Below are 18,099 nucleotides of genomic sequence, written 5' to 3' on the forward strand. Positions count from 1 at the left end.
GGATGCAAGCGAGCAAAAACAAGGCATTAAGCCAGTTTTCGGCCAATCGTGGGGATTGCCGTCACCCCTTTAACGGCCCGCAGCGGGACAGATTAAGCGCATCGGACAGAAAAATATCAGCGGCGAATCGCCATGGCCCGGCGCGCGCCGATCAGATCGATTCGCCCGACAGCCGCTGGCAGATCATGTCGAGCTGGTCGAGCGACGCGAATTTCAGGGTCAACGCGCCCTTGCCGCCGCCCGCATAGTGAATCGCAACGCCAATTCCGAGCAGCTCAGACAGATGCCGTTCGACCGCGACGATGTCGGGATCGCGCCCGCCGCCAGCCACGGTCGGGCTTTCGGCGGGCGCCTTGCGGCCGCCTCCCTTCGCCTCGCGCACCAGCGCCTCGACCATACGCACCGACAAGCCTTCCTGGACGACCCTGCGCGCGATCGCCTCGGCGCCGTCGGCCCCGATCAGCGCGCGCGCATGACCCATCGACAGCGATCCGTCACCGACCAGATCCTGCACTTCGAGAGGAAGGTCGAGCAGGCGCATAAGATTCGCAACATGGCTGCGCGACTTGCCGACCAGCTTTGCCAGCGCTTCCTGGTTGTGACCGAAATCCTCGATCAGCTTGCGATAGGCGCTCGCCTCTTCGATCGCGTTCAGATCCTGGCGCTGGATATTCTCGACCAGCGCAATCTCATAGGTCGCAGCGTCGTCGAGTTCGCGCACCAGCGCCGGAATCTGGTGCAGCCCCGCGCGCTGCGCTGCGCGCCAGCGGCGTTCGCCGGCGACCAACTGGTACCCCTCGCCTCCCGGCGCGCGTCGGACGATGATCGGCTGCAACAGGCCGCGCGTCCCGATAGAATCGGCAAGCTCGGCAATCGCATTTTCATCGAAGTGGCGGCGCGGCTGGCCGGGAAGCGGGCGAATCGCGCCCACCGCGATATGCTGCACCGAATCGCCAGCAGGTGCCGTCGTCGCCGGGCGGGCGGCACCGGGACTCGCGAGTACCGGAGCTTCAGCCGCCACGTCGCCGAACAGCGCGTTCAGCCCGCGGCCGAGTCCCGACGGGCGTTTGCGCGGCGCAGATGGTCCAGTTTCGTCTTTATTATCAGCCATTTATGCAGCCTTGCGAACATTGGGCAGGCGGTCGATCAATTCGCGCGCGAGCGCGATATACGCGGCCGATCCAGCGCAGCGATGGTCATAGATCAGCGCCGGAAGACCGTGGCTCGGCGCTTCCGACAGTCGCACGTTGCGCGGAATGACGGTCTGAAAGACCACCGGCCCCAGCACTTCGCGGACATCGTCCGAAACCTGGTCTGTCAGCCGGTTGCGGCGATCGAACATCGTCAGCGCGACGCCCAGAATCGACAATTTCTGGTTGAAGCGACCGCGCACGCGCTCGACCGTAGTGAGCAGCTGGCTCAAACCCTCGAGCGCAAAAAATTCGCACTGCAACGGCACGATCAGCGATTCGGCGGCAATCAGCGCGTTGAGCGTCAGCATGCCGAGCGACGGCGGACAATCGATCAGGCAGATATCCCACTGCCCCGCCTCGGCACTCGTCAACGCCTGCTCAAGGCGATGGAGCCGATCGGAAAATTCGATCAGTTCGATCTCGGCGCCCGACAGATCGACCGTCGCCGGGACAATATCAAGCCGCGGCACTGCCGTCGGGACGGCACAATCGGCCAGCTGCGCATCGCCGCGCAGCAATTCATAACTCGAAAATTCGCGCTGCGACTGCGCAATTCCAAGCCCCGTCGAAGCGTTGCCCTGCGGGTCGAGGTCGATGATCAGCGTGCGCCAGCCCGTCGCCGCAAGCGCGGTCGCCAGATTGATCGCGGTCGTCGTCTTGCCGACCCCGCCCTTCTGGTTCGCCACGGCGATACGAATCATCGCTTTCCTCGCTGCTTTCCACCGATCGTCCCCATGCCAACCAATATCTGGCTGTCGGCGTCCGTCCGGCTCTGTTCCACGTGAAACATTCTCTGCCATGGCTCCGGCAGAGATGCCAGTTCCTTAACTGCGTTTCGCCCCTTTGGCAGCAGCCACCGCGTCGATTCGGTCGAAAAACGCGTGGATAAGTTGATTAGCTTGTCGAGCGGCGCAAAGGCCCGCGCGCTGATCGTAGCCACAGGGCGCGTCGCGATGCGTTCTAGCGGCGCTTCCACAACCTCGACATGTGCAAGATTAAGTTCGCCCGCGACCGCACGCAAAAAATCGCAGCGCCGCCGCCGCGATTCGACAAGCAGCATCGGCCGTGACGACAGGATTGCGACGACCAGCCCGGGCAACCCTGGTCCGCTGCCGAGATCGATCCAGAGCCCTTCGCCCTCATCGTCGAGCGCCAGCAACTGCGCGCTGTCGGCGATATGCCGCACCCACAAGGTCGGGATTGTCGATGCAGCAATCAGATTCTGCTGGGCGTTCTCCTCCACCAGCATCGCGGCAAAGCGATCGAGCTGCGCCCATTGTTGTTCGGTTGGCGCGAAGGCCGCCCCGATCCAACTGCGTGCTTCCGCTTCGCTTGTCAGCAATTCAACCGTCATGCGTAAATTGTCCTATCGATCAATGGCCCTCGACCTCACCCCGCCCTGGTGCCTTGCGAGCGGTATTCGAGTCCCGCGGCGGGGGCGCGAGGCCCTTCACACGGACCTGCTTCATTGCCAGCCAGCTGGGGGAAGCGCCGAGAAGCATCCGTCACCTGACCGATCAACCCTGGGAGAATTGTCGGCCACGCCCACCTCACGCCGCCCGTCGCCGACTATGCACCATGATCGCAGTCAGTGCAGCGGGGGTCACGCCGTCGATGCGACCCGCCTGGCCCAGCGTTTCCGGCCGCGCTTTGGTAAGCCGCTCGACCATTTCGCGCGACAAGCCGCCGATAGCAGCATAGTCGAGCGCGGGGTCAAGCAGGATGGCTTCATTCGCCGCGAGCGCACGCAGTTCAGCCTCTTGCCGCGCAATATAGGGCGCATAGTGGGCGTCCTCAGCCAGTTCGGCGAGTAGGGTCGGGTCGATGTCGGCAAGCTCCGGCGCGAGCACCGCAAGGTCGCTGATCGCGACACCCGAATAGCGCAACAGGTCAATTCGCGTCCGCGGCGCCCCGTCGCCCGGCAGTCCCAGGCCGATAGCGGCATAATCGGAGCTCGTTACCGGCGCTGACAACAGCTCCGTTGCTCTCGCGCGTTCCGCCATGCGCGCTTCGAACTGCACCGCCGTCGCGGGTCGCACCAGCCCCAACGCGATTCCCTTCGGCGTCAACCGCGTCGCGGCGTTGTCGGCCCGCAGCCGGAGACGATATTCGGCGCGTGCGGTGAGCATGCGATAGGGCTCGGTGACACCCTGCAAAACCAGATCGTCGACCATCACTCCGATATAGGATTCGGACCGATCGAGGATGAGCGGCTCGCGGCCCTGCACCGCAAGCGCGGCATTCGCACCCGCAACCAGACCCTGTGCCGCCGCTTCCTCATATCCGGTGGTGCCGTTTATCTGGCCCGCGCACCACAGACCGGCAATTGCACGCACCTGCAGACCGCGATCGAGCGCCCGCGGATCGATATGGTCATATTCGACCGCATAGCCGGGCACCGTCATCTCGACGCGTTCCAGACCCTCCATCGTGCGCAGCATCGCGAGCTGGACGTCGGCAGGTAGCGAGGTCGAAATGCCGTTCGGATAGACGAGCGGCGAATCGAGCCCCTCGGGTTCGAGAAACACCTGATGCCCCTCGCGGTCGGCGAAGCGGTGGATCTTGTCCTCGATCGACGGACAGTAACGCGGCCCAGCCGCCCCGATAGCACCGGTGAACAGCGGCGAGCGGTGGAGATTATCGGCGATGATGCGGTGCGATTCGGCATTGGTGCGCGTAATCGCGCAGAAAATCTGCGTCACTGTCCGCTCGCTGTTCCACGTGGAACAGGTCCAATGCGCGCCTTCAGCGCTGTCCGAGGGTTGCTCCTCGAGCCGCGCCCAATCGATCGTGCGCGCGTCGAGCCGCGGCGGGGTTCCGGTCTTGAGCCGCGCCATCGGCAAAGCCGCGGCACGCAATTGCTCGGCGAGCCGATGTGCGCCGGCTTCGCCGACCCGCCCGCCCACCATGCGCTCCTCGCCCCGAAACAGGCGTCCGCCGAGGAAGGTGCCCGTCGCAAGCACCACAGCCGGCGCGACGAGCCGCGTCCCATCGCCCAGTTCAATGCCTTCGACGCGGGCACCGCCTTCGCGAAGCACCAGCGCCGCGGCTTCGCCGGCCACGACGCAAATCGCCTCCTCCGCTGCAAGCAACGCCTGGATCGCATCGCGATAGAGTTTCCGGTCGGCCTGGATACGCGGGCCTTGCACCGCAGCGCCCTTCGACGCATTGAGCATCCGATAGTGAATCGCGGCGGAATCGGCGGCGCGCGCCATCCAGCCATCGAGCGCGTCCACCTCGCGCATCAGATGGCCCTTGCCGAGACCGCCGATCGCCGGGTTGCACGACATTGTCCCGATCAGCGCCGGGTCGAAACTGACGAGCGCAACGCGCGCGCCGAGCCGTGCAGCGGCGCCCGCGGCTTCGGTCCCGGCGTGTCCCCCGCCGACGACAATCACGTCGAAAATCTTGCTGCTGTCCATGATTGCCGCGCCTTTAGCCGATTCGGCGGGGTCGGTCTACGGCGCCCGCACGCACGCCGGCTGCACGAACTGTTCCACGTGGAACATCATTTGCCGATGCAGAAGCGTCCGAACAACGCATCGAGCATATCCTCGACGCCAGCACGCCCGGTGATCCGGTCGAGCGCACCTGCGGCAAGCCGCAGGCGCTCGGCAATAAGGATGAGGTCGCCCGCCTCGCGCGACCCCGCGTCGATGCCAAGCCATTGTTTCGCGTCGGCGAGTGCAGCGCGTTGACGCTGGCGTAGCGCCGCTTCGCCTTCGCGGGGCAGCAGCGTTCGCGCCATGTCGACGATCATGCCATGCAACGCCTCCATCCCTTCGCCCGTCGCCGCCGACAGGATCAGGTCGCAGCGCGCCGCATCGGCTTCGGCAGCGGCGTCGCCGCGCCAGCGGTCGGCTTGCGCTGCAATCAGGATACAGCGGGGATGGTCAGGGGCGTCACGCGGCGGGCCGAGCCACAGGACGATGTCTGCGGCCTCCACCGCAGCGCGTGCGCGATTGATACCGATCGCTTCGACGACATCGGCGCCTTCGCCGCGCAATCCCGCGGTGTCCGAAAAGCGCATCGCAATGCCATCGAGCGCCAGCGGGGTTTCGATGACGTCGCGGGTCGTCCCAGCGACGGGAGATACGATGGCCAACTCACGCTGCGCCAATGCGTTGATAAGTGTAGACTTTCCGGCGTTCGGCGGCCCGGCGATCACCACCGACAGACCGTCTGCAATCACTTCGGCCGCCGGTCGCGCCAGCCACTCGCCCAACTCGGCCGCCAGCGCCGCCATTCCCGCAACCAACCGTGCGGCAGCGCCTTCGTAAACATCGACGTCATCTTCGTCGGCAAAGTTCAGCTCTGCCTCGGCCGCCGCCATCAACGCCAGCAAGCCTTCCTGCCACGCGGCCACCGCGCGCGACACATGGCCGCTGGCTAGCCCGAGCGCCTGCACCCGCTGGCTTTCGGTTTCGGCGGCAAGCAAATCGGCAAGCCCCTCGGCCTCGGCGAGATCGATCCGGTCATTCAGAAAAGCGCGCCGGGTGAATTCGCCCGCCTCGGCGCGGCGCAGCCCAGGAAGCGCTGTCAGCGCCGATTCGACCGCTGCGACGACTGCGCGGCCGCCATGCAGATGAAACTCGGCCAGATCTTCGCCCGTCGCCGTATTCGGTCCCGGAAACCAGAGCATGAGCGCCCGATCGAGCGGCGCTCCCGTTGCATCCTTGAGATCGGCAAGCGACGCATGCCGCGGCGGCGGCAGACGCCCCGCTAACGCCCGCACGGCATCGGCGGCGTGCACACCGCTGACCCGCACAACCGCGATCGCGGCCGGCGGCATCCCGCTCGACAGGGCAAAAATTGTTTCGCTTGCCGGCGTGTTGATCAGCGCTTGCTTCCCCGCGCCGGCTTGTCCTCGTCATCCTTGGCCGCGGGCTTCGCCGCCCCCCCCATCAGCCCGCCACCGAATTGACCGAGCAGCGACTGAACCAGGTTCAATCCACTCTCGCCCATCGGGACCCAGCTCTTGACCATCGACTGGACCATGTCGGGCGTGATCCCCTTCGCCATCAGTTCCTTGACGCGGCTGAGGTAGATGTCGTGCAGCGGCTCGAGGTCGGGAAGTCCGAACAAGCGCCGCGCCTCTTCGGGTGTGCAATCGACCTCGATGTTGAACTTCATTGTTTTCCGCCCTTTCCGCGCTTGAGCGTCGCCCTGTCGGCGGCTAGCTTCGCGCTTTCACAGCCAATAAGCAAGAGTCAGGAGAGCCCCTCATGTCGCCAACCAACAGCGAAATCGCCGCACTCGACGGCGAAGGCCGGATTCCCGCCTATGTCGCGCGGCCCGATGCCGACACGACGCGCGCCATCGTCGTAATCCCGGAGATCTTCGGCGTGAACGAAGGCATCCGCAAAAAGGCCGACGACTGGGCGGCGCTCGGTTATCTGGCGATCGCCCCCGACATTTTCTGGCGGTTCGCGCCCGGTGTCGAACTCAGCCCCGATATCGAGGCCGAATTTCAGGAAGCGCTTGGCTATTTCGGGCAATATGATGCCGACCTGGGCGTCAAGGATATCGAGGCCGCGATCCGCTGGCTGCACAGCCAGGGCGCGACCAAGGTCGGCTGCGTCGGCTTCTGCCTTGGCGGACGGCTGGCCTATATGGCGGCGACGCGAACCGATATCGACGCTTCGGTCGGCTATTATGGCGTCATGATCGACACGATGCTGAACGAGGCGCATGCGATTGCCAAGCCGCTGATGCTCCACATTCCGACCGAGGATCATTTCGTCGATCATGCCGCGCAGGCAAAGATCCACGAAGCGCTCGATCCCAATCCCAAAGTTACGCTCCACGATTATCCCGGCCTCGACCATGGCTTCGCAGCAACGATGGGCAATCGCCGCAACGACGATGGCGCGCAGCTTGCCGACAGCCGGACGCGCGATTTCTTCGCCGAGGCTCTTGCATGAGCGCCGGGTCCGGCGTCCATCCCGGACTTGCCGCCTGGCACGCCTATATGGCGGCGGGCGGCGATCCGGAAGCCTTGCGCGCGATGCTGGCCGACGACGCGGTATTCCATTCGCCCGTCGTTCACTCGCCGCAAGAAGGCCGCGACAAGGTGTTCGCCTATCTGCACGCCGCGAGCCATGTGCTCGGCGGTGAAAATTTTCGCTATCTGCGCGAAATCGCCGACGGCAACCAGGCTTGCCTCGAATTTTCAACCGAACTTGAGGGAATCCACATCAACGGCGTCGATATAATTCGCTGGAACGACGACGGAAAGATACAGGATTTCAAGGTTATGGTTCGCCCGCTCAAGGCGATCAACAAGGTTTGGGAGAAAATGGCGGCGATGCTTGCAGCGCAGGCGGGCTGACCGCGTTTGCCTGTCATGCGCCGATGGATCGTCATTCCCGGCCTGATCGCTGCGATTGCGCTGGCGCTATGGTGGGCGCCCGCGCGCTGGAGCTTGCTGATCTGGACGCCGTTGCTGCTCGTGGCGCTTTACGACGTCATGCAATCGCATCATTCGCTGCGCCGCAACTATCCCCTGCTCGCGCGCATCCGCTGGCTGTTCGAGGCATTGCGGCCCTTTCTTTACGCTTATGTCGTCGAAAGCCCGCTCGACGGCCGTCCCTTCGCGCGCAACGAACGCGATCTGGTCTATGCCCGCGCCAAGGGGCAGCTCGACAGTCATCCCTTCGGAACCGAACTCGACGTCTATTCGGACGAATATGAATGGATGAGCCACAGCATTGCGCCCGCCGAAGCGCATGACCGGACGCGGCGGGTCCGCGTCGGAACCGCACAATGCGCACGGCCTTATGATGCGGCGCTCCTCAATATTTCGGCCATGAGCTTTGGGTCGCTCGGCGCCAAGGCGATCGAGGCGCTCAATCTTGGCGCCAAGGCAGGCGATTTCTACCACGATACCGGCGAAGGCGGCTTCAGCCCCTATCACCGTGTCCACGGCGGCGACATCGTCTGGGAGCTGGGCAGCGGCTATTTTGGTTGCCGCGATGATGAAGGTCGTTTCGACCCCGATCGCTTTCGCGATGCCGCGCAACATGATCAGGTCAAGATGATCGAAATCAAGCTCAGCCAAGGCGCGAAGCCGGGGCATGGCGGCGTCTTGCCAGGCCCGAAGGTGAGCGCCGAGATCGCTGCGACGCGCGGAGTTCCCGAAGGCAAGGATTGCGTGTCGCCGGCCGCGCATTCCGCTTTCTGGACGCCGATAGAAATGGTCGAATGGGCGGCGAAGCTACGCGATCTCACCGGCGGAAAGCCGGTCGGGATCAAGCTCTGCGTCGGCCAGCCGCACGAAATCTATGCCGTCATGAAGGCCATGCTCGAGACGGGAATCCGCCTCGACTATATCGTCGTCGACGGCGCCGAAGGCGGCACCGGCGCCGCTCCGGTTGAATTTTCGAACCGCGTCGGCATGCCGCTTCGCGAAGGCTTGATCTTCGTCCGCAACGCGCTTGTCGGCTGCGGGCTCAAGGAAGAAATCCGTCTAGCCGCCTCGGGCAAGGTGCATTCGGGCGCCGGGCTCGCGGTCAATTGCGCCCTCGGCGCCGACTGGTCCAACGCGGCGCGCGCTTTCATGTTCAGTCTCGGCTGCGTCCAGTCGCTCAAATGCCACACCGACGAATGTCCGACGGGCGTGGCAACGCAGGATGCCGGACGCCAACGCGGTCTGGTCGTCGAGGACAAGGCCGAACGGGTCCGCCGGTTCCAGGCGTCCACCGTGTCGGCGCTATGGGATATCAGCTGCGCAATGGGGCTCGACGATCCATGGCAGATAAGGCCGCACCATCTCCACGAGCGGCTGAATTCGGCACGCTCGGATTCGATCGACCGCATCTACAGCTTCTACCCGCGCTCCATTTTGCTCGACGATCCGGGATCGGTCGCCAGCGCGCGCTATTGGGCCATGGCGCGTGCCGACAGCTTTCGCGCCGCCATCGAAGGCACGCCCGGTGAGCGCTAGATCAGGCTGATCGCCGCCAATTCGCGATAGAGCTCGGGCGGCAGATCGCCGATTCCGCTCGCGCCATCCGCAGTCTTGGGCGCATCGGCCTCGCTCAGATAACGCCAGCCCTGGTGCGCACGCTTGGGCTGCGGATGAACGGGTTCGAGCCTGGCCGCACACACAATATCGACCCGCCCATCATCCCGATCGTCAAAAGCCAGGATTTCGACGCGCCCGACGATCATGTGACGAATGATGAAATGCAATCTGCCGCCGATCAGTTCGTCGGCACGTTTCGGCTTGAACCGCGTCGTGAACCGCACTTCGCCCTGCTCTGCGCGTGCGGCAATCCGCGCATCCAGCGACGGATAGTCGGGACAACCCACAGCAACACGGGTGAGATGGAGCTTTGCCATATCCGCCAAATGGGGATTCCGCCGCTAAAAGAAAAGCCGGCCTCTCACGAGACCGGCTTTTGTTCAGCCGAACAATGTTCCCAGCCCGACCGCGGGGTCGATCCAGCCTTCGTGGATCATCTTGACCGCGACATAGAGGATGACGGCAAGGCCGACATAGGCGATCCAGCGATAGCGCTCGATATATTTGGCGATGATATTCGCCGCGATACCCATCAGTGCGACCGCGAAGATCAGCCCGACGATCAGGATGCCCGGATGCTCGCGCGCCGCGCCGGCAACCGCAAGCACATTGTCGAGACTCATGCTGACGTCGGCGATCGCGACCGCCCAGGCGGCGGCGGCAAAGCTTTTGGCAGGCTTCAACCCCGAATGTTCGTCGCCCTCAATCTCGGGTGATCCGGCCGAATGCGCGCCTTCGCGCAGTTCGCGCCACATCTTCCAGGCGACCCAGATCAGCAGCAGACCGCCGACGAAGATCAGACCGACGATCTGCATCAACTGCGTGACGACAAGGGCAAAGGCAATGCGCAGGACGAGCGCCGCCAGAACGCCGATCAGGATCACCTTCTTGCGCTGATCGGCGGGCAGTCCTGCGGCGAGCGCGCCGACGACGATGGCATTGTCGCCGGCCAGCACGATGTCGATCATCAGCACCTGCACGAAGGCAGCGAGCGCGGCGGGTTCAGTGATGTTCGAAAAATCGGCGACGATGTGCGACCAGATTTCGCCGAACCCACCGGGCCCGGCAGTGGCCGCCGCCTGCGTCAACATGTCCAAAATCACACAGCGTCTCCGAAATAGCTCACCCCCGGCACGGGGTCGTAAAAGCGATGCAGCAGCGCCCGCCACCGTTCATAGCGGTCGGATCGACGAAAACCATCGCGATGATCCGCGACCGTTCGCCATTCTGCCAACAACAGATAGGGCTGTCCGGTTCCCAACGGCCGACGAAGGGTCAGCGAAATGAAGCCGGGCGAGGCTTCGATCAGCGGCCGCGCTTTGGCGATGGCCGCTTCGAATTCCACTTCCATTCCAGGCCGGACCGGCAGCAAGGCATGCTCGATCACGGCCATCGCGGCTTACTGGTTCATGCTGTCGAAGAAATCTTCGTTGGTCTTGGAATCCTTGATCTTGTCGAGCAGGAATTCCATCGCATCGACCGTGCCCATCTGCATGAGGATGCGGCGCAGCACCCACATTTTGCTGAGCTTGTCCTTCTCGACGAGCAGTTCTTCCTTTCGGGTGCCCGACTTGCCGACGTCGAGCGACGGGAAAATGCGCTTGTCGGCGACCTTGCGGTCGAGGACGATTTCGCTGTTACCCGTGCCCTTGAATTCTTCGAAGATGACTTCGTCCATGCGGCTGCCGGTATCGATCAGCGCGGTCGCGATGATCGACAGCGATCCGCCTTCCTCGATATTGCGCGCAGCACCGAAGAAGCGCTTGGGACGCTGAAGCGCGTTCGCATCGACACCGCCGGTCAGAACCTTGCCCGAGCTCGGCACTACGGTGTTGTATGCGCGGCCGAGGCGGGTGATCGAGTCGAGCAGGATGACGACATCCTTTTTGTGCTCGACTAGCCGCTTCGCCTTTTCGATCACCATTTCGGCGACCTGGACGTGGCGCGTCGCGGGCTCGTCGAAGGTCGAGGAGACGACCTCGCCATTGACGCTGCGCTGCATGTCGGTGACTTCCTCGGGCCGCTCGTCGATCAGCAGGACGATCAGATAGACCTCGGGGTGATTGTCGGTGATCGCCTTCGCGATATTTTGCAGCAGCACCGTCTTACCCGTGCGCGGCGGCGCGACGATCAGCGCGCGCTGGCCCTTGCCCTGCGGGCTGACGAGATCGATCACGCGCGCCGACTTGTCCTTGACGGTCGGATCGATCGTATCGAGCTTGAGCTTTTGGTTCGGATAGAGCGGCGTCAGATTGTCGAAATTGACGCGGTGGCGCACGACCTCAGGATTGTCGAAATTGACGCTGATCAGCTTGGTCAGCGCGAAATAGCGTTCGCCGTCCTTCGGCGCGCGAATTTCGCCCTCGACGGTGTCGCCGGTGCGCAGACCATATTTGCGGACCTGATTGGGCGACACATAGATGTCGTCGGGACCGGCAAGATAATTGGCTTCGGGACTACGCAGAAAACCGAAGCTGTCGGGCAGAACCTCGATCGTTCCCGATCCGATGATTTCCTCGCCCTCTTCGGCGAGCTCCTTGAGGATCGAGAACATCAGATCCTGCTTGCGCAGCGTCGAGGCGCCCTCGACGCCCAGCTCTTCAGCCATTTCGACGAGCTGCGCGGGCGATTTTGTCTTGAGTTCTTTAAGATGCATGGATGGATTCCAGGTAACAGAAATATAGGAAAATTCGTTCGATACGGCGCACCAGGCGGTGCCTATCCGGCCGGGGGACGACCGTTCACGATAGCTTCGGCGCCAAGATCGCGCCGCCGACGGAAAGCCGGGTTGATCGGCCCCTAAGCCGCCGATTTCGTCAAGTCAATCGGCTGTCGCCGAGACGAGAGGTCAAAAGGGCCGGACGACCGCCAGAATGACGATGATCGCCGCGGCTACGCCCGGTACCTCGTTGAGCATCCGCAGGCGCTTTTCGGACAGAGGTCGTTCGCCGCGCTTCAGCTTCTTGAAATAGCCGATCGTCCAGCCGTGATAGCCCGACAGAAGCAGGACAAGCAGGAGCTTGGCGTGAAACCAGCCCTGCGACCAATAGCCACCATTGAAAGCGAGCATCAGACCCAGGATCCAGACGAGGACGAGCGAGGGATTGAGGATGATCTTGCGCAGGCGATCTTCGCGCTCGATCCATTTCCTGTCCTCGTCCGACCCCACCGCACATTGGTGATGATAGACGAAAAAGCGCGGCATCATGAAAAGACCCGCCATCAGGAAGATGACGAAAATCACATGCGCCGCTTTCACCCACAACATCGTGACCCCCAGAAATCCAGTCCAGTCTGCCATCCCGCTACTCGCCTCGCACGCGCCTGATCAGATGTTCGACATGGGCTATGGGCGTGTCGGGCACGATACCATGGCCGAGATTGAAGATATGGGGCCGTTCGGGGAAAGCTGCAAGGATGCGATCGATCGCAGCGTCAAGAGCCGGGCCGCCGGCGACCAGCGCGAGCGGATCAAGATTGCCCTGCACCGGTAGATGATCGGGAAGATCATCATTGGCCCAAGCGGGATCGACCGTTTCGTCAAGACCGATCGCATCGGCGCCGACCCCGCGGGCATAAGCCGCCAGCTTGCCGCCCGCGCCCTTCGGGAAACCGATGATCGGCGTGTTGGGATGGAGCGCCTTCAGTTGCCGGACGATTTCGGCATTGGGGGCGATCACCCAGCGTTCGAACTCGGCAGGCGACAGGCTTCCTGCCCAGCTGTCGAACAACTGGACCGCCTCGACCCCCTGTTCGATCTGCCCCGACAAATAGGTCACGCTGAGGTCGACGATCGCATCGATGATCGCGCCGAATGCCACCGGATCAGAGAGCGCCATGCGCCGGGCGGCCGCCTGGTCCTTCGATCCCTGGCCGGCGACCATATAGGTGGCGACCGTCCAGGGACTGCCGGCAAATCCCAGAAAGGTCGTCTGGGGCGGCAAGGCAGCTGCCACGCGCGCTACGGTAGCATAGACCGCGTCGAGCCGCTCAGGCGCCGCCTCAAGCGACGCCAGAGCGCTATCGACGAGTGCCGGGGCCAGCCGCGGCCCCTCACCCGTCTCGAACCACAGCCGCTGCCCCAGCGCATGCGGCACGACCAGAATGTCCGAAAAGAGAATGGCACCGTCGAATCCGAAGCGGCGGATCGGCTGCAATGTTACTTCGGCCGCAGCTTCTGGATCATAGCATAGTTCCAGAAAGCCGCCCTTCGTCGCCCGCAACGCACGATATTCGGGAAGATAGCGACCGGCCTGGCGCATCAGCCACAGGGCGGGCCGTTCCTGCCGCACCCCACGCAGCGTTGCCAGCAAGCTCTTCGATGACGCCTTCACGCGGCCCCTCTTTCTCTCTTCATAATATATATAAATGATTGTGGTGGATTGTTGGCGGGCGGATAAGCGCGCTTTAGGCGCAGCCGCCCTTTTTGCCAACAGCTTGACTCCGGCTGGTCCGCCAAACGCCACGGAGTCGTTGGCTCTCATCCCCGCTATTCACAGCCTGTGGATAAGACTCGTCCCTTGTGGATAAGCGGTGGGGCAGAATCGACGCGGCCGGGGATGGAATCGCCCTGCCGATTTCATCCCGGGGCTTGTCCGCGAACTTATCCACAGCCTCGGAATTTCGCTTCACGGCTTGCCTTTTCGGATCGCAAGGCGGCAAGAGAGGTGATGGACCGCCTCCACCTTCACCTGATATCCGATTCCACCGGCGAAACGCTCGAAAATATCGCCAAGGCGGCGATCGCACAGTTCGACGACGTCGAAGTCGTACGCCATTTCTGGCCGATGGTGCGCTCGGAATCGCATCTCGACCGGATCATGGCGGAGGTCCAGGCGAGCCCCGGCATGATCCTCTTCACCCTCGTCAACGGTGAGTTGCGCGCCAGTCTCGAGCGCCGCGCCGAGGCCCAGGGCCTGCCGCTTGTTCCCGCGCTCGACGCCGTAACCGATGCCTTGTCGCGCATGCTCGGGCAGGAAGCCAAGGCGCGGCCGGGCCGTCAGCATGCGCTCGATGCCGCCTATTTCGCGCGCGTCGAGGCGATCCAGTTCACCGTCGCGCATGACGATGGGATCGGCTGGGAAAATTGGGAACAGGCCGACATTCTGCTCGCTGGCGTCTCGCGAACCTCCAAAACGCCGACGAGCATCTATCTGGCGAACCGGGGGTACAAGACGGCCAATATTCCGATCGTTCCTGAATCGCCGCCGCCCGACGCCCTCTATCATCTGAAGCGTCCGCTCGTCGTCGGGCTGACGACCAGCCTCGACCGCCTCGTCCAGGTGCGCCGCAACCGTCTGCTCTCGCTCAATCAGGCGCCCGAAACCGCCTATGTGGACGATGAACGCGTGAAAGCCGAAATCGCTTATGCCCGCCGCATGTTCGCCGACAATGACTGGCCGGTGATCGACGTGACGCGCCGTTCGATCGAGGAAACGGCGGCTGCGGTGATCAAGCTGGTCGAGGATCGCGGGGGCCGGACGGCGTGATGCAGATCGTCCTTGCATCGCAGAGCAGCGGCCGCGCAGCGATGCTGCGCGCTGCCGGCATCGCGTTCGAAGCGACCGCGGCGCATGTCGATGAAGAAGCGCTGACGGCCGGTCTCGTTGCCGCCGGCCAGACGGCGCGCAACATTGCCGATGCGCTGGCGGAGGCCAAGGCGATCAAGATTTCTTCTCGGCTGCCTGGCGTTACCGTAATCGGTGCCGATTCGACGCTCGCGCTTGCCGATGGAACAATGCTCGCCAAGCCCGCGAGCCCCGATGAGGCGGCAGACCATCTGCGCCGCATGGCGGGGACGCGGCACAAATTGTTCAGCGCGGTCGTTGCAGCGCGCGACGGCGCGCCGGTCTGGCGCGCGATCGGCGAGGCGCGGCTGTGGATGCGGCCCTTGTCGGACGCCTTCATCGCCGACTATGTGGCGCAGCATTGGGACAGCATCCGCTGGACCGTCGGCTGTTACGAAATCGAGGGGGCGGGCGTGCAATTGTTCGATCGGGTCGAAGGCGATCCCTGGACGATCATCGGCATGCCGATGCTGCCGTTGATGGCATGGCTGCGCGCCACCGGACTGGCGCCGCAATGACCGCTGCCGAGCCCGCGCCTTATGCCGAGGTGATCGGCGATCCGATTGCCCAGTCGAAATCGCCGCTGATTCATCGCTTCTGGCTCGATGCGCTGGGAATGAAGGGCGACTATCGGCCCGCGCATGTGAAACCTGACGATCTGGCCGCCTATATCGCCCAGCGCCGGACCGATCCCGCCTGGCGCGGATGCAATGTAACCATCCCGCACAAGATCGCGGTGATGGATCTGGTCGATGATCCGGGCGACATTCGCGGCACGATCGGTGCGATGAACACGATCGTGCGGCAACGCGACGGATCGCTTATCGGGACCAACACCGACGCCGCGGGCTTTTATTCCCCGCTCGCCGAACTCGATCTCGAAGGCGCGCCGGTCGCGCTAATCGGCGCCGGGGGCGCGGCGCGAGCGGTGCTTTTTGCGCTCGCGCGCGCGAACGTGGGGCATGTCACCATCCTCAACCGTTCGCCGCTGAAGGCGATGGGCCTGCTTGCCACATTTGGCCTCAAGGGCGATGTCGTCGCGCTCGATGCCCCGCTTCCGCCGGCCGCGTTGCTCGTGAATTCGAGCAGTCTTGGCATGACGGGGCAGCCGCCGCTCGATCTCGATCTGTCACCGTTGCCCGACGATGCGATCGTATACGATCTTGTTTACGCGCCGCTGATGACAGGGCTGCTCCGCGCTGCGGACGCGCGCGGGCTGGACATCGTCGATGGGCTCGACATGCTGATCGGTCAGGCGGCCTTGGCGTTCGAGCTGTTTTTCGGCGCGCCGCCGCCCGAAGGTCGCGACGAGGAATTGCGCGCGATTCTCACCGCATGACGCATTACAAGCGCCCCGGATCGCGGCTTCGTCGACCGTTCATTCTCGGCCTGACGGGTTCGATCGGCATGGGGAAGTCGACCGCGGCAACGATGTTCGAACGCGAAGGGGTGCCGGTGTTCGACGCCGATGCCGAAGTTCACCGCCTGCAAGGTCCCGGCGGTGCCTTGGTCGCCGCGATCGAGGCGCGCTTTCCCGGCACCACCGGTCCGCGCGGCGTCGATCGCCAGGAACTCGGCCGCCGCGTGCTCGGCAACCGCCACGAGCTTGCCGCACTCGAAGCGATCGTCCATCCCGCAGTCGGCCGCGCGCAGAAGAAATTCCTTGCCCGTCACCGCGCGCGCGATGTCGTCGTGCTCGACATTCCGCTCCTGTTCGAAAAAGGGGGCTGGCACCGCGTCGGCGCAGTCGCCGTCGTCACCGCACCGATGTGGATCCAGCGCAAACGCGTGCTGCGCCGGCCCGGCATGACCAATGCAAAGTTCAAGGCGATCCGGGGCCTGCAGGTTCCCGATCGCGTCAAGCGCGCGCGCGCCGATTTCCTGATCGAAACCGGCCGCCCGAAAAGCGAGACCCATCGTCAGATTCGGCGGATCGCCTCTTGTTTCCATGCGCAATAGGGTCCAGATTGTTTGAAAGATGCGTGAGATAATCTTCGATACGGAAACCACGGGCCTCGACCCCAGAACGGGGCACAGGCTGGTCGAAATCGGGTGCATCGAATTGATCGACCGCCGCGAATCGGGGCGGACCTTTCACGCCTATTTTCATCCCGAACGCGATATGCCCGCCGAGGCCGAGGCGGTGCACGGCCTTTCGATCCAGTTTCTGTCCGACAAGCCGCTCTTTGCCGCGCGCGTCGACGAATTGCTCGACTTTCTTGGCGATGCGCCGATGGTGGCGCACAACGCCGCTTTCGACTTCGGCTTCGTCAACGCCGAGCTGGCGCGCGTCGGCCGGCCGCCGCTCGATATGGCGCGCATGTGCTGCACCGTGCAGATGGCGCGCAAGCTTCATCCGGGCGCCAAGCACAGCCTCGATGCGCTTTGCACGCGCTACGGCATCGACCGCAGCCACCGCGTCAAGCACGGCGCGCTGCTCGACGCCGAACTGCTGGCGCACCTTTATATCGAAATGACCGGCGGGCGGCAGATCGGGCTGGGGCTCGCCGCCGAACCCGCCGCCGCGGCGCGGGGTGCCGCACCGGCACCCGTCCGATCCGTCGCCCCCACCCGCCCGTTTCGCGAACCGCGCCCGCACGGTGCAACCCCGGCCGAACTGGCGCGTCATGCAGAATTCGTCGCCACACTCAATCAACCTCTGTGGCACGATAGTCCCTGATCGCGGCTCCCCCGCGATCCCGTGGACATGACTGAAGGAGAAGAAAAATGGAAATCCGCGTCTCTGGCCACCAGATCGAAACCGGCGAAGCGCTGCAGGCGCATGTGTCGGACCGGATGAACGCGATTGCCGACAAATATTTCTCGCGCGCGATCGGGGCGCACGCGACCTTCGGAAAGGGACCGCACGACAGTTTCCAGTGCGACATTGTCGCGCATGTCATGCAGGGTCTGGTCCTGAAAGGCCATGGCCAGGCGCAGGACGCGCATGTTGCGTTCGAGGGCGCGGCCGACCGTATCGAAAAGCAGCTGCGCCGCTATATGCGCCGGCTGAAGGATCGCAACAATGGCAATGGTGCGCAGTTGGTGACGATCGAGACGATCGAGGACAATGCCAGCTATGTCGTTTTCGACGGCGGCACCGATGATGAAGATGCAGGCGATGCGCCGGCGATCATCGCCGAAACCCGCGTCGATATCCCGACGAGCAGCGTGTCCGATGCGGTCATGATGCTTGATTTGCGTGACACCAATGCGCTGCTTTTCGTCAACAGCAAGACGGGGTCGCACAACATGGTCTATCGCCGCCGCGACGGCACCATTGGCTGGGTCGAGCCGCGCTAACAGACAATAG

Annotated in this window: 21 protein-coding genes; 9 read left to right on the top strand and 12 right to left on the bottom strand. The window is 63.8% G+C overall.

Going from position 1 to position 18,099, the window contains the following annotated elements:
- Positions 1-151 precede the first annotated feature (151 nt).
- From ACT17R_RS08055 to ACT17R_RS08080, 6 genes are all read right to left on the bottom strand, one after another.
- Positions 152-1,111: a ParB/RepB/Spo0J family partition protein gene (locus ACT17R_RS08055; protein ID WP_062901414.1), complete on the bottom strand. Its 960-nt coding sequence runs from the start codon at positions 1,109-1,111 to the stop codon at positions 152-154.
- Positions 1,112-1,894, bottom strand: a complete 783-nt coding sequence (locus ACT17R_RS08060) for a ParA family protein (RefSeq protein WP_062901413.1) — start codon at positions 1,892-1,894, stop codon at positions 1,112-1,114.
- Positions 1,891-2,547 (bottom strand): 16S rRNA (guanine(527)-N(7))-methyltransferase RsmG, encoded by a 657-nt coding sequence (gene rsmG / locus ACT17R_RS08065; protein WP_444809244.1) that lies wholly within the window; start codon positions 2,545-2,547, stop codon positions 1,891-1,893. Before rsmG ends, ACT17R_RS08060 begins: the two co-directional genes overlap by 4 nt.
- A 196-nt stretch (positions 2,548-2,743) precedes the next feature.
- Entirely contained in the window at positions 2,744-4,615 is a 1,872-nt protein-coding gene (gene mnmG / locus ACT17R_RS08070; protein ID WP_444809245.1) for a tRNA uridine-5-carboxymethylaminomethyl(34) synthesis enzyme MnmG, read from the bottom strand.
- A gap of 86 nt (positions 4,616-4,701) precedes the next feature.
- Positions 4,702-6,006, bottom strand: a complete 1,305-nt coding sequence (gene mnmE / locus ACT17R_RS08075) for a tRNA uridine-5-carboxymethylaminomethyl(34) synthesis GTPase MnmE (protein ID WP_444809399.1) — start codon at positions 6,004-6,006, stop codon at positions 4,702-4,704.
- 23 nt (positions 6,007-6,029) lie between these two features.
- Positions 6,030-6,326: a DUF6489 family protein gene (locus ACT17R_RS08080; protein WP_062901409.1), complete on the bottom strand. Its 297-nt coding sequence runs from the start codon at positions 6,324-6,326 to the stop codon at positions 6,030-6,032.
- Between the two features lie 92 nt (positions 6,327-6,418).
- Here ACT17R_RS08080 and ACT17R_RS08085 point away from each other — a divergent pair, with 92 nt between their 5' ends.
- The 3 genes from ACT17R_RS08085 to ACT17R_RS08095 are packed head-to-tail and all read left to right on the top strand — an operon-like array spanning position 6,419 to position 9,138.
- Positions 6,419-7,117 carry a dienelactone hydrolase family protein gene (locus ACT17R_RS08085; protein ID WP_444809246.1) on the top strand — a complete coding sequence of 233 codons (699 nt, stop codon included), beginning with the start codon at positions 6,419-6,421 and terminating at the stop codon, positions 7,115-7,117.
- Positions 7,114-7,524, top strand: a complete 411-nt coding sequence (locus tag ACT17R_RS08090) for a nuclear transport factor 2 family protein (protein WP_062901407.1) — start codon at positions 7,114-7,116, stop codon at positions 7,522-7,524. Before ACT17R_RS08085 ends, ACT17R_RS08090 begins: the two co-directional genes overlap by 4 nt.
- A gap of 15 nt (positions 7,525-7,539) precedes the next feature.
- The gene (locus ACT17R_RS08095; RefSeq protein WP_444809247.1) at positions 7,540-9,138 is read left to right on the top strand and encodes an FMN-binding glutamate synthase family protein; all 1,599 of its coding nucleotides are present in this window, start codon (positions 7,540-7,542) and stop codon (positions 9,136-9,138) included.
- Here ACT17R_RS08095 and ACT17R_RS08100 read toward each other — a convergent pair.
- From ACT17R_RS08100 to hemE, 6 genes are all read right to left on the bottom strand, one after another.
- Entirely contained in the window at positions 9,135-9,536 is a 402-nt protein-coding gene (locus ACT17R_RS08100; protein ID WP_062901405.1) for a DUF1489 family protein, read from the bottom strand. The genes ACT17R_RS08095 and ACT17R_RS08100 overlap by 4 nt on opposite strands.
- 63 nt (positions 9,537-9,599) lie before the next feature.
- Entirely contained in the window at positions 9,600-10,310 is a 711-nt protein-coding gene (locus ACT17R_RS08105) for a TerC family protein (protein WP_062901404.1), read from the bottom strand.
- Between the two features lie 8 nt (positions 10,311-10,318).
- Positions 10,319-10,612, bottom strand: coding sequence for an antibiotic biosynthesis monooxygenase family protein (locus ACT17R_RS08110; RefSeq protein WP_062901403.1), 294 nt, complete (start codon positions 10,610-10,612; stop codon positions 10,319-10,321).
- 6 nt (positions 10,613-10,618) lie between these two features.
- Entirely contained in the window at positions 10,619-11,875 is a 1,257-nt protein-coding gene (gene rho, locus ACT17R_RS08115) for a transcription termination factor Rho (RefSeq protein WP_003042126.1), read from the bottom strand.
- A gap of 192 nt (positions 11,876-12,067) precedes the next feature.
- Positions 12,068-12,520: a CopD family protein gene (locus tag ACT17R_RS08120; RefSeq protein ID WP_062901402.1), complete on the bottom strand. Its 453-nt coding sequence runs from the start codon at positions 12,518-12,520 to the stop codon at positions 12,068-12,070.
- Between the two features lie 4 nt (positions 12,521-12,524).
- Positions 12,525-13,553, bottom strand: a complete 1,029-nt coding sequence (gene hemE, locus ACT17R_RS08125; RefSeq protein WP_444809248.1) for a uroporphyrinogen decarboxylase — start codon at positions 13,551-13,553, stop codon at positions 12,525-12,527.
- Positions 13,554-13,889: 336 nt separating this feature from the next.
- Between hemE and ACT17R_RS08130 the strand changes: the two genes are divergently transcribed.
- Genes ACT17R_RS08130 through hpf form a run of 6 tightly spaced genes read left to right on the top strand, consistent with a single transcriptional unit; the run spans position 13,890 to position 18,089 of the window.
- Complete coding sequence (locus tag ACT17R_RS08130) at positions 13,890-14,708, top strand: pyruvate, water dikinase regulatory protein (RefSeq protein WP_062901400.1); 819 nt, start codon at positions 13,890-13,892, stop codon at positions 14,706-14,708.
- Positions 14,708-15,304: a Maf family protein gene (locus ACT17R_RS08135; RefSeq protein WP_082819859.1), complete on the top strand. Its 597-nt coding sequence runs from the start codon at positions 14,708-14,710 to the stop codon at positions 15,302-15,304. The genes ACT17R_RS08130 and ACT17R_RS08135 overlap by 1 nt, the downstream gene beginning before the upstream one ends.
- Positions 15,301-16,125, top strand: a complete 825-nt coding sequence (gene aroE / locus ACT17R_RS08140; protein ID WP_062901399.1) for a shikimate dehydrogenase — start codon at positions 15,301-15,303, stop codon at positions 16,123-16,125. Before ACT17R_RS08135 ends, aroE begins: the two co-directional genes overlap by 4 nt.
- Positions 16,122-16,745 carry a dephospho-CoA kinase gene (gene coaE, locus ACT17R_RS08145; protein WP_058810830.1) on the top strand — a complete coding sequence of 208 codons (624 nt, stop codon included), beginning with the start codon at positions 16,122-16,124 and terminating at the stop codon, positions 16,743-16,745. Before aroE ends, coaE begins: the two co-directional genes overlap by 4 nt.
- A gap of 19 nt (positions 16,746-16,764) precedes the next feature.
- A complete protein-coding gene (dnaQ, locus tag ACT17R_RS08150; protein ID WP_062901397.1) occupies positions 16,765-17,466 on the top strand; it encodes a DNA polymerase III subunit epsilon in 702 nt (233 codons plus the stop codon).
- Positions 17,467-17,513: 47 nt separating this feature from the next.
- Entirely contained in the window at positions 17,514-18,089 is a 576-nt protein-coding gene (gene hpf / locus ACT17R_RS08155; protein WP_003042145.1) for a ribosome hibernation-promoting factor, HPF/YfiA family, read from the top strand.
- Positions 18,090-18,099: the final 10 nt, after the last annotated feature.

The organism is Sphingopyxis sp. Q841 (assembly GCF_052384365.1).
Lineage (GTDB): Bacteria > Pseudomonadota > Alphaproteobacteria > Sphingomonadales > Sphingomonadaceae > Sphingopyxis > Sphingopyxis terrae_A.

What these genes read in the sequence shown, in the direction of transcription:
- ACT17R_RS08120 (WP_062901402.1), bottom strand. Translation starts at nt 12,520, where the DNA reads ATGGCAGACTGGACTGGATTTCTGGGGGTCACGATGTTGTGGGTGAAA.
- ACT17R_RS08095 (WP_444809247.1), top strand. Translation starts at nt 7,540, where the DNA reads ATGCGCCGATGGATCGTCATTCCCGGCCTGATCGCTGCGATTGCGCTG.
- ACT17R_RS08090 (WP_062901407.1), top strand. Translation starts at nt 7,114, where the DNA reads ATGAGCGCCGGGTCCGGCGTCCATCCCGGACTTGCCGCCTGGCACGCC.
- aroE (WP_062901399.1), top strand. Translation starts at nt 15,301, where the DNA reads ATGACCGCTGCCGAGCCCGCGCCTTATGCCGAGGTGATCGGCGATCCG.
- ACT17R_RS08055 (WP_062901414.1), bottom strand. Translation starts at nt 1,111, where the DNA reads ATGGCTGATAATAAAGACGAAACTGGACCATCTGCGCCGCGCAAACGC.
- rho (WP_003042126.1), bottom strand. Translation starts at nt 11,875, where the DNA reads ATGCATCTTAAAGAACTCAAGACAAAATCGCCCGCGCAGCTCGTCGAA.
- ACT17R_RS08085 (WP_444809246.1), top strand. Translation starts at nt 6,419, where the DNA reads ATGTCGCCAACCAACAGCGAAATCGCCGCACTCGACGGCGAAGGCCGG.
- ACT17R_RS08060 (WP_062901413.1), bottom strand. Translation starts at nt 1,894, where the DNA reads ATGATTCGTATCGCCGTGGCGAACCAGAAGGGCGGGGTCGGCAAGACG.
- hpf (WP_003042145.1), top strand. Translation starts at nt 17,514, where the DNA reads ATGGAAATCCGCGTCTCTGGCCACCAGATCGAAACCGGCGAAGCGCTG.
- rsmG (WP_444809244.1), bottom strand. Translation starts at nt 2,547, where the DNA reads ATGACGGTTGAATTGCTGACAAGCGAAGCGGAAGCACGCAGTTGGATC.
- ACT17R_RS08110 (WP_062901403.1), bottom strand. Translation starts at nt 10,612, where the DNA reads ATGGCCGTGATCGAGCATGCCTTGCTGCCGGTCCGGCCTGGAATGGAA.
- ACT17R_RS08105 (WP_062901404.1), bottom strand. Translation starts at nt 10,310, where the DNA reads ATGTTGACGCAGGCGGCGGCCACTGCCGGGCCCGGTGGGTTCGGCGAA.
- ACT17R_RS08100 (WP_062901405.1), bottom strand. Translation starts at nt 9,536, where the DNA reads ATGGCAAAGCTCCATCTCACCCGTGTTGCTGTGGGTTGTCCCGACTAT.
- dnaQ (WP_062901397.1), top strand. Translation starts at nt 16,765, where the DNA reads ATGCGTGAGATAATCTTCGATACGGAAACCACGGGCCTCGACCCCAGA.
- mnmG (WP_444809245.1), bottom strand. Translation starts at nt 4,615, where the DNA reads ATGGACAGCAGCAAGATTTTCGACGTGATTGTCGTCGGCGGGGGACAC.
- ACT17R_RS08135 (WP_082819859.1), top strand. Translation starts at nt 14,708, where the DNA reads ATGCAGATCGTCCTTGCATCGCAGAGCAGCGGCCGCGCAGCGATGCTG.
- ACT17R_RS08130 (WP_062901400.1), top strand. Translation starts at nt 13,890, where the DNA reads ATGGACCGCCTCCACCTTCACCTGATATCCGATTCCACCGGCGAAACG.
- ACT17R_RS08080 (WP_062901409.1), bottom strand. Translation starts at nt 6,326, where the DNA reads ATGAAGTTCAACATCGAGGTCGATTGCACACCCGAAGAGGCGCGGCGC.
- coaE (WP_058810830.1), top strand. Translation starts at nt 16,122, where the DNA reads ATGACGCATTACAAGCGCCCCGGATCGCGGCTTCGTCGACCGTTCATT.